Genomic DNA, 14441 nt, shown 5'->3' with positions numbered 1-14441 from the left:
TCCATAAAAAGAGTTATATTAATCCTAACATTTAGAGGAATTGGAGTGAATGAAATGTTTGAGGATTCAAAATTAAATTGGAACGCAACTTATGACGTTATCGTTTTAGGATTCGGTGGTGCTGGTGCTAGTGCTGCTAGATTTGCGGCTGACAACAACGCCAAAGTTTTGATTACTGACTCAGCTCCAGAGGGTCATGAGGGTGGCAATACTCGTTATGCTGGTCAAGTTATTTCATCAGGTGACAATTTAGATGATTTACGTAAATATTACGAAGATTTAGCTTTCCCATTGTCATATGACAAAGATTTGATGGAAACTTTCGTCAAAGGACTCTATGACATCCCTAATTACCTAGAAAATTATCTCGGCGTTAAACCATTTATCATGGGCAAACACCCAGAATCACCTGTATCTAAAGCTTTGTACTTCATGGCTCACGAATACCCAGAATTCCGTGGTCAAGCTACTCACGAATTAGTTGCTGTTCACGAAGGTGTCGCTGACTCTGCTCTTTGGAAGAATCTCCGTCAACAAGTCTTAGACCGTGCTGACAAAATCGATGTCTTGTATCAAACACCTGCTAAACACTTGATTCAAGATCCCGAAACAAAGGCTATCGTCGGTGTTCAAATCGAACGTAACGGCAAATTGCTCAACGTTAAAGCCAACAACGGTGTCGTCATGGCTACTGGTGGTTTTGAAAACAATCCTGAAATGGTCGAAAACTACCTCGGCGAAACTAGTCTAAATCCTATCGGTTCCCTTTATAACAAAGGTATTGGTGTCACAATGGCTAGTGAAGTCGGCGCTAAACTTTACAACATGAACAACTATGAAGCCTACGGTATTTTCCACGGACTAACTCCTAAACCAGCTAAGGGTCAACGTTCACAATTCTTGCCATTCGACTGGCCTGCTTTCCACCAAGGCAGCTTGATTGTTGTCGGCGATGACGGAACTCGTTACTTCGATGAAAATGAAATCCACCGCCACGGACACATTCAAGATCACGGCAACTGGAGAATTCCTCTAGCACAACGTCATCCATATGTTGTCTTTGACCAAAAGAAGTATGACGAACTAAAGAATGACAAGAACGCCCCTTACCCAGAATTCTTAGACTCAGTCGTTAAAGCTGATGATTTGAACAGTTTAGCTGAAGTTATGGGTGTTGACGCAGACAAATTGGCAAACACTATCAAAGACTTCAACCACTTTGCTGATATCAAACGTGACTATGCCTTTGACCGTGATGCCGATACTTTGACAGCCTTCGATGATGGTCCTTACTACTGCTTAGCCATGGTTCAAGGATTGTTGAATACACAAGGTGGTCCTGTTCACAATTCCAATGCAGAAGTTGTTGACGTAAACGATGAAGTTATCCCTCACCTATACGCTTGTGGTGAATTAGGAAGTTTGATGGGACGCCAATACAACGGTGGTAGCAATTTAGCTGAAAACTTGATTTTTGGTAAGATTGCTGGTGAAAATGCTGCTAAAGAAAAAGACGTTGAATCTGTCAAAGTCGATGCTAATACTTCAGCCAGTGTTCACGAAGAAGGTTTGGGATCAGACGTTGGCGAAGAACATTTTGAAACTAACGACAACCAATATATCGGAAAATCAACTGCTGGTATGGGAAATGAAATCGTCGTTCGTGTCACTGCCAATAGCAAAGACGACATTCAAGATATCGAAGTTTTGAAGCAAAGTGAATCTGACGATTACGGTCTCAAAGCTGTTAAGGAATTGCCAAAAGAAATCGTCGAAAAGAATACGGTCGATGTTGATACAATTTCTGGTGCTTCTGCTTCAAGTAAAGCTATTAAAGAAGCTGTTTCTAATGCTTTGGAACAAATTAAATAACCTGAATATTAAAGTCATTGAGTCATTTTTCTTGAAAGATGGCTCTTTTTTTTGGAAAAATCTAATTAAAAAGCTCTCATAGAATGAGTTAACACAATTTCATTCTATAAGAGCTTTTTAGAATTTAGTAACGTGGTATACCAACAGAATACTAATCTATAGTCATTCATCAAAAAAATTATTCATCTTCATCATCTGTAAATTTCAAATTTATTTGTTGAGCACCTTTTTTGTGTTCTAAGACTTTTTTCACAGTATACTTGCTTTTTAAATTTCCTTCTTTACTGATGTATTGCTACGTTTGGAGTTCAACTTTCAATAAATCAGTAGATCCAAATTGTTGGAAATTCTTTTGAATTGATTTTATGAATTCGGAATCTTCAATATCGGCAAAAAATTTCGTTATACCATCAGAGAATTTCCACTTTTCACGTTTTAAATCCATGCTTATAATTTGAATAAATATAATCTTTATCGTGACATCTAAATACTCTATTTCATCCATTGATAGCCAATAACCTTTCATTAAGAAAAATAAAAAGGACACCGCTAAACGATGTCCTTCATGGGAGGTATTTCATAAAATTATCAATGCCGTGTGCAGGAGTCGAACCTGTGACCGCCGGTTTACGATACCGATGCTCTACCAACTGAGCTAACACGGCTTAAAAAAATACACCTAATTCCAATGAACTAGATGTAATATATTGAGACACCTAGGTATTTCCTAAGTATTTATAACTCCGGATGTCAGACTCGAACTGACGACACCCTGATTAACAGTCAGATGCTCTACCAACTGAGCTAATCCGGAATAATTCAATAGCTCTTTAACAGAACTATTAAATCTTATCAATTTATAAGCCTCAGGTCAATAACTATTTGGCATTTTCTTTAGTAATTTTTGTAACTCCACCCATATATGGCACTAAAACGTCTGGAATTGTTACAGAACCGTCTTCGTTTTGGTAGTTTTCCAAAATAGCGGCAACTGTACGACCAGCAGCAAGTCCTGAACCATTCAATGTGTGAGCTAGTTTTGTCTTACCATTTTCGTCACGATATCTGATGTGAGCACGACGAGCTTGGAAGTCTAGACAGTTTGAACAACTTGAAACTTCACGGTACTTGTCTTGAGCAGGCATCCAAACTTCAAGATCGTAAGTCTTAGCAGAACTGAAACTTGCATCCCCACTTGAAAGAACGATTACGTGATATGGAAGTCCTAGTTGTTTAAGGATATTTTCAGCATTGGCTGTCAATTTTTCTAGTTCATTGTACGATTCTTCAGGTTTTGAAACTTTAACCATTTCAACCTTGTTAAATTGGTGCATACGAATCAATCCACGAGTATCACGACCGGCAGAACCAGCTTCAGAACGGAAACAAGGTGTCAAAGCTGTAACGTACTTAGGCAAGTCTTTTTCATCCAAAATCTTGTCAGCAAAGTAGTTTGTCAAAGGAACTTCGGCTGTAGGGATCAAAGTCAATGGATTTTCATCAACCATAACCGTGTAGACATCTTCAGTAAACTTAGGGAATTGACTAGTACCAAACATGGCATTGTTGTTAACCAAGTATGGAGGGATTACTTCTGTATAGCCTTCTTTTTGGTGTTGGTCCAACATGAAGTTGTAAACAGCACGTTCAAGTCTAGCACCCATACCAATGTAGTAAACAAAACGTGAGCCAGAAACTTTAGTAGCTTGTTCAAAGTCTAAGATTCCTAGTTCTTCACCGATATCCCAGTGGTGTCTTGGTTTGAAGTTTTCCTTAGGAACGGCACCGACTTTTCTGATTTCAACGTTAGTACTTTCGTCAGGACCAACGGGAACAGAATCGTCAGGAATGTTAGGTAGACGAACTAAGATGTAGTTCATTTTGCCTTGTGTTTCTTCAAGATCAGCATCGATTTTCTTGATATCGGCACCAACTTGTTTCATAGCAGCGATTTCGTCACTAGCATCTTCTTTATTGCGTTTCTTGTTAGCAATTCCTTGAGAAACCTTATTTCTTTCTTCCTTCAAAGTTTCTGTCTTAACTAACAATTCACGACGTTTTTCATCGTATGAAAGCAATTCGTCGATTTCTTCACTAGTAACGCCGCGTGAAGCTAATTTATTTTTGATCCATTCAGGGTCTTTTCTGATTAGCTTAATGTCTAACATAAATTCATCCTCCATTATTTGTGAACTTGCACGATTAGCCTATGTAACTTGTTTCCTGCAGTATAGCGGAAACGAGCTACTCAAGGGCTAGCCGTCCTTGTTCCGCTCTCTAATATAAAAAAAGGTCGAAACATCCCAATAAAGGGACGAATCGACCATTCGCGGTACCACCCAGTTTCAGAGTATACAAATACCCTGCACTTTCAGATTTTATCGGATCAACCCGAACGGAATTACCCGTTGCCAGAATGCTGGAATAAAACCTTGACGATTTTCACCGACCATCGTCTCTCTGAAAGGTTTGTGAGTAGGCACTCTCTTAGCTTTATATTCATTGTTAATCATAATTTAAAATGTTCTAAATATCAACTAGTAATGACCACCATTTTTAGTAGCTTCAACATCGATATCTTCTAGCTTCAAGAACTTTGTCTTATGCTTGACCTTGTAATAGATCCAACATACGAACAAAATAATCAAACCACTGTAACTGATCAAGAGACGGCCAATATTGAAGTCAACCATTGAACGCACATCTTGACCAATAATAATGATGATACCTAGGATGATGGCTAAAATTGGACCAAATGGGAACCACTTAGCTTTGTACTTCAAGTCATCAAGTTTGTAGCCTTTGTACAAGTAAGCTTTTCTGAAACGATAATGAGAAAAGGCAATCCCAATCCAAGCGATAAATCCGGTCAAACCACTGGCAGCAACCAATAGTTCGTAGAATGAATCACCATACAAACTAGTGAATAAGGCTGCTCCACCAACTAAAGCAGTTAGTAGAAGTGAAAAGACTGGCACACCACGACCATTAGTTTTTTCAAAAACCCTTGGTGCCATATTATTTTTACTCATTGACCAAAGCATACGACTGGCAGCATATAGTCCTGAGTTAGCCGCAGAAATAACTGATGTCAAAATAACAGCATTCATAATTCCGGCAGCTAGTGGAATCCCAACTTTCTTGAAGACAATCGTAAAGGGACTGATAGCAATATCACCAGCGTCTGATCCCAAAAGATTTGGACTAGTATAAGGAATCAAAGCACCGATAATAGCAATAGACAAAATGTAGAACAAAAGAATTCTCCAGAAGACTTGTTTGATAGCCTTAGGAATACTCTTTTCAGGAGTTGCTGATTCACCCGCTGTGATACCGATCAACTCAGTACCTTGGAAGGAGAACCCGGCAACTACGAACACGCTTAGAATCGCTGGAACGCCTCCAACGAAAGGTGCTTTCTTATATGTATAATTTGTCAAGCCAACAAAGTTTTGATTTCCTAAAATTCCTAATATACTTAAGACGCCGACAATCAAGAAGATGATAACGGCGGTAACTTTGATTGATGACAACCAGTATTCAGTTTCACCAAATGAACCTACAGAGATAAAGTTGATTACCAATAGAACAATCATAAAAGTCAAACTGATTTTCCATGAGGTCCAGCTTGGGAACCAATATTTTACAACTAAAGAAATTGTGGATAAATCGACCGCTAGAGTAATCGCCCAGTTGAACCAATAATTCCAACCTAACGCAAAACCAAAAGCAGGATCGATGAATTTGGTAGCATATGTCGCAAATGAGCCGGAAACTGGCATGTAAGTTGCCATCTCTCCCAAACTAGTCATCAAGAAGTAAACCATAATACCAATAGCCACATAAGCTATCAAGGCACCTCCAGGACCAGCTGTTGAAATTGAGGAACCACTTGCCACAAACAAACCGGTTCCAATTGACCCACCAAGTGCGATCATCGACAAATGACGGGTCTTCAACGACCTATTCACATCATTATTTTCCATCTTTCATTCCCCTTTTTGGATATAAAAAAAATCCTTATTATCAGAGGAACTACCGACAATAAGGATTATAATTATCCCATTAATCAATAGCTCAACGAATTAGAGAGTGTCTTCGTTTGCCGGCAATATTGCGGAAACGAGTCGCGAATAGCAGGTCCCTGTGCTTTTGCCCAGAACCCGAATGCCATTCTCCACTCTCTAAAATCGACAGTCCACCACCTATTAAGCAGCAGCCCAATCAAATTACCAAGTAGGGATAATTGATTTCGGCAAACTTTCCTTTCATATCTTTTCAAAGTACCCTATCCATACTCCAAAATATTAATAATAAAGATTGCACCTCTATCTGATTACAAAACATTATAAATAAATGTTAAGATAGTAGCAAGTAGTGTTTCATTTATTATTAAAATATTTTAATTAAACGTTACCGGGGGAAGACAAATGTTGGAGCAAATTTTCTTAGTTAAGCAAGACGTAGAAAAATACCGCATGCTTACTGTAATAAAATCTTTACCTCCTCGTGAAGTAAACTTAAGTAACATTAGTAATCGACTGCAATTCACCTACCAAAAAACGTATAATATTTTTCAAGCATTATTGGAAGATCTAGCTGATGTCGCTCCCGATATTGACCCTACCGACACAAAAATCGAGTCAATCGACTTCAGAAAAGTTTCCATTGATACTTACCGACTATTTTTGGTAAAAAACTCAGTCGTTTTCCAAGCCTTCAATTATGGTTTGACTAATGCCAATCCGTCATTTGAAAGCTTTAGTGACGAACACTTTACGAGTAAGTCCACTTTAAATCGTAGAATGTCCAAATTCAGAGCCTTTCTCAAAAACTTTGGTCTCAAGATTTCCAACTCGACACTTGAAATCAAAGGTAATGAGAAAAACATCCGTTGGATGGCATACTACGTCTATTGGTATACATATCACGGGCAAGAATGGCCATTTAGTTTGATTCAAGAAAACTCAATCGACCAGATTATTGGTCGTACCGATATTACTTTCGACAACCCGATCGTACACTTCCAATTAAAATATTTTCTAGCAATTTCTCGGATTCGCTTGATCAAACGTCACTATATTGACGAATTGCCATATTACAGCGATGTCTTTGGTACCCAAAATCTGGGCGAAGATATTTTGACGCAAGAAGACTATCCAATCGTGCCAGTAACTGCTTTGGACAATGAAAACAAATTGGTCAACCTCTTCAGAAGAACTGCCTTCCAACCTAGTGATACCTCATTTGAGCAACCAATCAACGCTAACGCCAGAATCAATCCGAAGTTCTATGCGCTCGTTTATCACTTTATAGATTTCTTGAAGGAACATTATCACGATGATATGTCGCTCTACCACAATCAAAAGACTTTGAAACATATTATGACCTATGTAACGCGTGATATCGTCTTCTATTACATCATGGCGCCTTATTCTTTGATGCATCTGGATTCGATGTACCCTAATGAAGATAGCGAGAAGAACTTTACCGACTTGTACAAAGACGTCTACACATTCTTCTCTAACATCGATCAAAATGAGTTCCCCGGAATTTACAACGCTGCCGAGTTGATTTCTAAAGACTTATATCAAGTTTTGCCTAGTTATATCTCCACCATTCGTGCTGAAGATATTATCAAGGTCAAAGTCTTGATTGATCCTGGTAATCAAACCGCTGAAGTTGTTTTGAGAAATATCCGGACTTTGGACTTCGTGGAAATCGTTCCTAGCAATGTTTTCGATGATGTCGATGTATTGATTACTTCATTGGATGTGTTGCCTTTGGATATCGAACGCAAGAAGTATCCTGAGAACTTGAAGGTTATTCCTTGGGATATCTCTTCAACGCGTCCTGATTATATTTGGCTGTTGATTCAGTTGAACCAAGTTTATGTTAAGAAGATCAAGACTAAACAAGAGGAAGAAAAGAAGAAAAAGGCATTGTAGTGCTATACTGCCGTCGTCCGCAAAAGCCCTGTGATTGGCTGGAACGCTGCCGGCACTATTTTGAGCTTTTGCATGGCCCCAAAGACGCAAAATCTCAAAACTAGGCCTTTCACTAAGCGATAAATCGCTAAGTGAAAATTTGGCGGCTGAGCCATCACAGGGCTTTCGCTCCCGACTAGATAGTTCTTCTACTTCTTAATTACGTTAAAAATCAAAATAGCTCTATAAGGATGCAGTTTACAACATTCTTATAGAGCTATTATTTTGTCTAATTTGTAATTGAATTGACCAAGGTCCAATTTAGTGTTCCTTGATATTTACCTGCAGGAGAAATTTGATTCTGATCTGGTTCTAGTAACAGGCCAGTATCTTTAGTCCAAGTGGCTGATAAGTCGCTAACGGTTTTGTCTTGATACGAATTCAAGTCTTGAGCTATCAACTCATCTGAACTGGTCAACGGTTGGGTACTTGCTTGGCTCTTTTTATAAACCAAATTGCCATGGAAAGATTTGCCGTTTAGTGAGAATCCATTCGTGGCTACATCTAGTTTCCAAGGAGATCTAAGACTTGTTACAGTCAAATCAAAATCGCTTTTTCTATCGATATATTTCTTCATTGTTTGATAATTAATATCTTGAAAGTCTAAATCTTTTGAAACGTTCAATTTCAAAATTTTATCAGGGACTTTGTTGCCTTCAATTTTAAACTGAGGTGTACTCGTCGTTTCAATCGCATTGCTTCCTTTGAAAGTTGATGGGGCTGGTGAGACGGTTATTTCTTGGCCGGTTGAATTAGTGGCGGTTCCGTTCAAAACGATGTCAGCGCTCGTATATCCACTATTAGCGTTGATTGTTCCGAGGTCCTTAGTCAAAGTGTAATTCAAAGTACTATTGGTCATCCCTTTGGCGTCGGAAATCGTAATGGGACTACTACTATTGCCATTGGCATCTTTATAAGTGATAGTAGCCGTGCGGTAAGTAACGTCCGTTGGTAAATTCAAACTCGAGACGATGTCTTGCCAGTTTTCACGTGAGGTACTATCCCACTTCAAGTTGTAGTCAAAACTCAAATTATCGCCATTTTTGACAGTATTATCGGTTGAATCGTCAGTGATAGTTTTGTTCAAATCATTATCAGTCAATGAAGCAGTCGCTGTGGCAGTGGCTAGTGCGGGGATTGATTCGAAGACGGCTAGTTTACTGTAATTAGCCTCAGTATTGTTAGCACCCGTCAAGCCCCAGTAAACTTTTCCATCAGTTGGATTGCCAAAAGCACTCGGATCAACGGGAATAGTTTCTTTGACTTCATCGTAGTATTGCGTTTGGCCAGTATTAGTCGTCCCGTCAGGATACTTGTCGTTGTAATCGTAGCTGACAGTAGCGGGATTGCCATTTTCGGCTGGATTCCAAGTGAAAGTCAAATGATGCCAGTAAACCGGATTGCCATTTGGGTCGTTAGCATCAGTCAAGTGAGTTCTCGTCGGCGCCGCTTGATAGGTAGACAAAGCTTTACCTTTATTGGAAATACCAGTTAAATAAGCCCATTCACTTCCGTTAGCAATCGTAGTCATATTGGCTATCAATTTCGTGTCATCACCACGAATACTATCCAAATCCAGAGCTTTATAAGAAATCGGATTTCCCGGATAAGTCAGATTGATTAAACCGTAAGGACTGCCGGTATTTCCTAATACCAATGAGTGAATCGAGCCACCAAAATCTGTATTCAACAAGTTCAAATATCCAGGATAAGTCTTTGGTGGAGTGTCATTACCATTAGTAGTATCAAAGCCATTCAAGGTGTAGTAAATAGATTTTTTACCAGCAGTGTGGAGAAAATCTTTATAAGTTACCGCTGATTCAGCGATTTTAAGCGGATCTTGCAATTTATTACCCATCAAAGTATTGTCTTGGGCCTTAAAATTCAAAGCAATACTGTTACCGACCGCAGATTGAGCAGCTTGTTCCGGCGTATTGGTCGTAGCTCCAGAACTTGAATCTTCACCCCAGCTCCAATTTCCAAGCACATTAGTACCATTAGAAGTAATCTTGGCTGTATCGGCACCCATTGAACCTAAGGCTTGATATCCAGCACCCATAGCTGAAGTTTTTCTGGGGTCATTTTGAAGAACCAGTGACATCCCCTCACCATTGGCAAAGACATCAGCACCATCGCCTGAGCCAAAATAAAGCCAGACGGAGACAGTTTGCTTCTTATTGATATCAATATAGTTATTATTGCTATTCTTCGACCAAGCAGCTCCGACAGCTCCTGGGGCACCACTTTTAGCCATATCTAACACACGACCATTGTGCTTGTCCGAAGTGTCATTAGCATTGTCATAAATCGTGGCAGAATTATCCGTATAAGCGTAATCGCCATCCTCAGACGAAGTTTTTTCAAAGTTCCCAACATCAAAGTACTTGGAAATATCCAAACCAACTGGTGCATCGTTAATAACGTCGGTGTCAGTATCTGCTAGAACCACTTGAGCAGTAAACGGCATGAGCATAATAAATAAAGCCGATATAATAGCCAGTCTACCTTTATTACTGAACGTATCGCGTCACTCCCTCAATTATCTCTATTCTTATAATAGTTCATAATTAAAGTGTTGGGCGTTAATAAATAATAAAATTATTTTTGATTATTGAATTATGAGAACAAAAAAATCGCCTTACCAATCAAAATTAGTAAGACGAGTTTTATCTATTTCTTATGACGTTCTGAACGAGTACTACCTGATCTTGAATCTTTTGATTTGTCAGGTTTCTTAGTACTTCTCATATTAAGTTTGCCACGACCTTTAGTCTCGCCGTTGCCTTTATTACGTTGTGAGTAATAGAGGTACATCCAAACTACGACCGCAATCAAGACGATAATTCCGACGATGATTCCAATCCACTGTTTGTTATTGGACTCTTGCTTTGGTGCGGCAGCATCATTGACGTTATCAACTTGACGTTGTTTGACAGTAATATTGTAATTAAACGACTTTTCAAAGCCAGAATCGTTCTTCAAAGTAATGTGTGCTTTGTAAGTTCCAGCATCTAACTTCTTCACCGGAATAAAGTAGTTGAATTGCGAATTAGGAGCGATTTGAAGGTTATCTGCACTGTAGTTGGTCTTCTTACTACCATTAGTGATTTCAGCCTTCAGAGACACTTTATTGATGTTTATCGGTGCTGTATTGTCCAAGGTGTAGGCAATTCCTGTTGAACCGGCTACGGCCTTTGGTGCAGCGGAAGTCAAATGCATATCAGGCATGACACCATCGTCTTTGGAGCGCAAAACTACCCCTTTGACGTAGCGAACTTGATTCTTGATATTGATATTCTTAGATTTCGTTGGACTAACTGAAGCTGTAGTCGTAACACCACCCAAAATAATTCCTGCATATTCAGAATCAGGTGACTTTACTTTGAACTCGACCGTCTTATTTTCACCAGTAGCCAAGTGGACAGTCTGTTTACGTTTGCCCTCGACTAAAGATGTCAAAGATGGCAGTTTTGACTTGTACAATTGAGCATTGGACTTATCATAGCCAATCACACCGGAGTCCGCCGTATAAGCGTTATTGACTTCAGCCGTAACCGTGATTGATTTACTACCAGTATTGGCAATCAAAACTTTCAAAGTCTGGTCTTTGTTAGGCTCAACCTTGAGATCAAAGAAAGATTCATCCTTGTTGATTTGATTGTCTGGTAAAATTGCCTGAATCGCATAGGACTTATCAGGCACAGCTTTGACTGTTGTCGCGAAAGGTAAAAATGTCGCAATTAATAGTAATAATGTGGAAAAAAAGACAATTATTCGTTTCTTCATACTTTTAACTCCTACCTGAATGCCATATTGCCCAGAAAATTAGGAAAATCAACGATACTAAGACGCAGACGATTAAAATATAAGTCGTTGTCTTATTATAGATCAGACCCTTACAACGCTTGTTAATGTCATTAGCCTGATCTTGGGTGATGGTATAAGTTTTGTGGAACGTCCAAGTAGCCTTCCCACTTCGAGCCGCACCTTTGACGACATACTTCCCGGCTTGAATTGGGGTTGTATTTTGATCAAAGTCAACTGGAATACGAGAATTTGGGGCTACTTTAGGATATGTGAGATCCGCTGACATAGTTTTGGGACCTAAGTTGAATCTGTCATGCGCATCTCCCGTTTGTGGGTATGAAGACATATTATTGATATTCACCGAAGGAACGAAATCAGTATCTTTAGTCTTAGCCTCAGTACCAGTACTTGTACCGGTATTATCACTATTTATTAATACTGATCCGTTGGAACCACCACCACCGCCACCTAAGCTGGATTCAGTGTCATCTGACTTACTGGCGACTACCGCAACCGGTGCTGACCTGTCAGCGCCACCTCCTGTCGTGCTGTTGGATTCGGCGATTACATGTGTAAGACCAAATCCTCCAATCACACCCAACAATATAACGGCAATTGCGAAGAAACCGACTACTCGCTTTTTGACATTGAGACTTTTTCTAGTTCTCATTCTTTTTTTCATATAAAAAACCTCTTCATCAAAAGTCTGTCTGTTTTCTCCTTACGCTTTGTATAGTACCATCTGTCTACCTCATAACTAGTCCGAAATTGTTAAGAATTTCTTACAAGAAGTGAATCATTTCTTCAAAAGGTAGTATTTGACCAGATTCGACTGCATTGCGTATGGAAGCGCTTGATTGACTTCATAAATGTATTTAAACCCTAATGATTCCAATAAATTCTGTGGTGCTTGGTTATCTTTTTCACTTGATGCCCAGATCTCGGTCAAGTTCAAATCGTTGAATCCGTACTTAATCAACAGTTGAACTGACTCTTTGGCGAAGCCTTGTTTGCGAAACTTCCTATTAACTACGAATCCTACTTCCCTAGTCAACAGCAAGTCGCCACTTTCGCCACGCTTATTCATTTCCACTATTCCGACCATCTGATCAGTGTCTTTTTTGGCAATTACGAAGGCACCGTCTCGTCTTTGATACATTTCTAATAAACTGTGGGCAAAATTTTCGTCGGTCGTATATTCTAATCCGGCTAAATCATGGTTAGTTTTGTCATATACCAATTCAAAGAATTCAGGAAAGTCTTTTTTTTGAAAATCTCGAATAATTATTTTATTTCCTATTAAATTCATGGCTATATTCCTTGTCTCCCCAGTCTAATTTCTGGGTTTTTGATTAACGGTCATTTATAATAAATTTAGTTCGAATAGAAAGGTGTGATTTGTATGGATTTAGATTTTAAGGGACAAACAATTACTACTTATGGTGATCCTTTGACTGTAGGTGAAAAGTTCCCTGATTTTACTGTTCTAAATAAAGATAACAACGAGGTCAAGTTGAGCAGTTTCTTAGACAAGCCTCTACTTATCAGCGTTGTTCCAAATATCAATACTAGTGTCTGCAGCGTGCAAACTAAGCATTTCAACGAAGAGGTTGACGGACATTCAGAAATCAACTTCGTTACTATTTCAACTAACACTCCGGAAGAACAATCTCACTGGTGTGCTGCTGAAGGTGTTAAGAATATGGTCATGTTATCCGATATCGACCATGACTTCGGTAAGAAATCAAAGATTTGGATCAGAGACATTAACATTTTAGCTCGTTCCGTTTGGGTCGTTGATAAGAATGGTGAAATCATCTATTCCGAAATCGTACCTGTTCAAACTGATGAACCTAGCTATGATAAGGTTCTCGGTCAACTAAATGAATTAGTAAAATAAAAAAAACTAAGGTAGCCGTTTGACTGCCTTTTTTTAATGCCTAATTTAACGCCGACGATGCTTTACAAAGGTCATGAAGTGCAAGATACAAGCCAACAAGACGAAGAATATCACTGTAAAGCTGACATAGTTCAACCAGAAGTTAGTGCCGATCCAGTTTTGAAGTGGTAATTGAATCCCCATTGTAATTAATGCCATTACTGCAATCATGAAGAATAATTGAATATATCTTTTCACAGTTGAATCATCCTTTCTCTTTTTGACAGATATCTTTTTTGCATACTTGTGACACAGTTCTTTCTTATTATTAGGGATTTCTTTCATCCCAAAAGTATTCGGCAAAACTATCTCGCCAACTTTGATCACGCCAGCAGCTGACATAACTCGATCAATCGTCTTGAAACTTTCGTCAGTCACACCGGTCAAAAAGTTCTCTAGTGTTGAAACGTAGCAAGAACTGATGCTCAAATAATGCTTATTCTTGAATTGTCCGGGGATCGTGTCACCATTTTCTTTGAAATAAACTAGTTTTGGTCGCATACAATCGAAGAAATTCTTCAAGACACCAGATAATTCACGAAAATAAGTTGGTGCCGCGAAGACCCAGACGTCGCTGTCCATCAATTTTTGCGATAATTCATCCAAAACAGCATTTTTTTCATGATATTTATGCGGAGTTATATCGTAATTTTCTAAATAGATAGTTTCAGTTTCGACACCAGGATTAACATTGTCTAAAACTTCAGATAGCATTTTGGCGTTCAATCCATGTTCCTGATGCGAGGCTAATATTCCTAATATCTTCATATATACCCTCCCCTTTTTATTAATTTTAGTATACACACATATAAGATACAAAAGACTAGCATTATCAA

The 14441-nt window shown here is 38.9% G+C and carries 11 protein-coding genes, 2 tRNA genes and 1 riboswitch; of the genes, 3 read left to right on the top strand and 10 right to left on the bottom strand.

Features of this window, described 5'->3' with window-relative positions; translation table 11 throughout:
* Positions 1 to 54 precede the first annotated feature (54 nt).
* Positions 55 to 1872: an FAD-binding protein gene (locus tag LF20184_RS02670; RefSeq protein ID WP_010020846.1), complete on the top strand. Its 1818-nt coding sequence runs from the start codon at positions 55 to 57 to the stop codon at positions 1870 to 1872.
* 295 nt (positions 1873 to 2167) lie between these two features.
* Here the strand turns inward: LF20184_RS02670 and LF20184_RS02665 are convergent, their stop codons facing one another.
* The 5 genes from LF20184_RS02665 to LF20184_RS02645 form a co-directional block, all read right to left on the bottom strand.
* Positions 2168 to 2398, bottom strand: coding sequence for a hypothetical protein (locus LF20184_RS02665; RefSeq protein WP_029606581.1), 231 nt, complete (start codon positions 2396 to 2398; stop codon positions 2168 to 2170).
* Between the two features lie 66 nt (positions 2399 to 2464).
* Positions 2465 to 2537, bottom strand: a tRNA-Thr gene (locus tag LF20184_RS02660).
* Between the two features lie 76 nt (positions 2538 to 2613).
* Positions 2614 to 2686: transfer RNA gene (locus tag LF20184_RS02655), tRNA-Asn, on the bottom strand.
* Between the two features lie 64 nt (positions 2687 to 2750).
* Complete coding sequence (serS, locus tag LF20184_RS02650; RefSeq protein ID WP_010020849.1) at positions 2751 to 4040, bottom strand: serine--tRNA ligase; 1290 nt, start codon at positions 4038 to 4040, stop codon at positions 2751 to 2753.
* Between the two features lie 369 nt (positions 4041 to 4409).
* Positions 4410 to 5858, bottom strand: a complete 1449-nt coding sequence (locus LF20184_RS02645) for an amino acid permease (protein WP_010020851.1) — start codon at positions 5856 to 5858, stop codon at positions 4410 to 4412.
* Between the two features lie 173 nt (positions 5859 to 6031).
* A riboswitch (Lysine riboswitch) is annotated at positions 6032 to 6211 on the bottom strand.
* Between the two features lie 91 nt (positions 6212 to 6302).
* Here LF20184_RS02645 and LF20184_RS02640 point away from each other — a divergent pair.
* The gene (locus LF20184_RS02640) at positions 6303 to 7820 is read left to right on the top strand and encodes a helix-turn-helix domain-containing protein (RefSeq protein ID WP_010020853.1); all 1518 of its coding nucleotides are present in this window, start codon (positions 6303 to 6305) and stop codon (positions 7818 to 7820) included.
* A gap of 268 nt (positions 7821 to 8088) precedes the next feature.
* On the opposite strand, the gene LF20184_RS02635 is transcribed toward LF20184_RS02640, so the two are convergent.
* The 4 genes from LF20184_RS02635 to LF20184_RS02620 all read right to left on the bottom strand — a co-directional run bounded on the left by LF20184_RS02635 (position 8089) and on the right by LF20184_RS02620 (position 12975).
* Positions 8089 to 10326, bottom strand: a complete 2238-nt coding sequence (locus LF20184_RS02635; RefSeq protein ID WP_029606582.1) for a hypothetical protein — start codon at positions 10324 to 10326, stop codon at positions 8089 to 8091.
* A 203-nt stretch (positions 10327 to 10529) separates the two neighbouring features.
* Positions 10530 to 11645 carry a DUF916 domain-containing protein gene (locus LF20184_RS02630; RefSeq protein ID WP_010020856.1) on the bottom strand — a complete coding sequence of 372 codons (1116 nt, stop codon included), beginning with the start codon at positions 11643 to 11645 and terminating at the stop codon, positions 10530 to 10532.
* 4 nt (positions 11646 to 11649) lie between these two features.
* Positions 11650 to 12348, bottom strand: coding sequence for a WxL protein host-binding domain-containing protein (locus LF20184_RS02625; protein WP_010020857.1), 699 nt, complete (start codon positions 12346 to 12348; stop codon positions 11650 to 11652).
* Between the two features lie 114 nt (positions 12349 to 12462).
* On the bottom strand, positions 12463 to 12975 hold the full coding sequence (locus tag LF20184_RS02620) for a GNAT family N-acetyltransferase (RefSeq protein WP_010020858.1): 513 nt from the start codon (positions 12973 to 12975) through the stop codon (positions 12463 to 12465).
* A 93-nt stretch (positions 12976 to 13068) separates the two neighbouring features.
* On the opposite strand from LF20184_RS02620, the gene tpx reads away from it, so the two are divergent.
* Positions 13069 to 13566: a thiol peroxidase gene (gene tpx, locus LF20184_RS02615; RefSeq protein WP_010020860.1), complete on the top strand. Its 498-nt coding sequence runs from the start codon at positions 13069 to 13071 to the stop codon at positions 13564 to 13566.
* Between the two features lie 45 nt (positions 13567 to 13611).
* Here the strand turns inward: tpx and LF20184_RS02610 are convergent, their stop codons facing one another.
* Positions 13612 to 14373: a flavodoxin family protein gene (locus LF20184_RS02610; protein WP_010020862.1), complete on the bottom strand. Its 762-nt coding sequence runs from the start codon at positions 14371 to 14373 to the stop codon at positions 13612 to 13614.
* Positions 14374 to 14441: the final 68 nt, after the last annotated feature.

The organism is Companilactobacillus farciminis KCTC 3681 = DSM 20184 (assembly GCF_002706745.1).
GTDB classification, from domain to species: Bacteria; Bacillota; Bacilli; order Lactobacillales; family Lactobacillaceae; genus Companilactobacillus; species Companilactobacillus farciminis.
The sequence above is the reverse complement of the archived record's forward strand: the minus strand, read 5'-3'. Positions and strand labels throughout refer to the sequence as shown.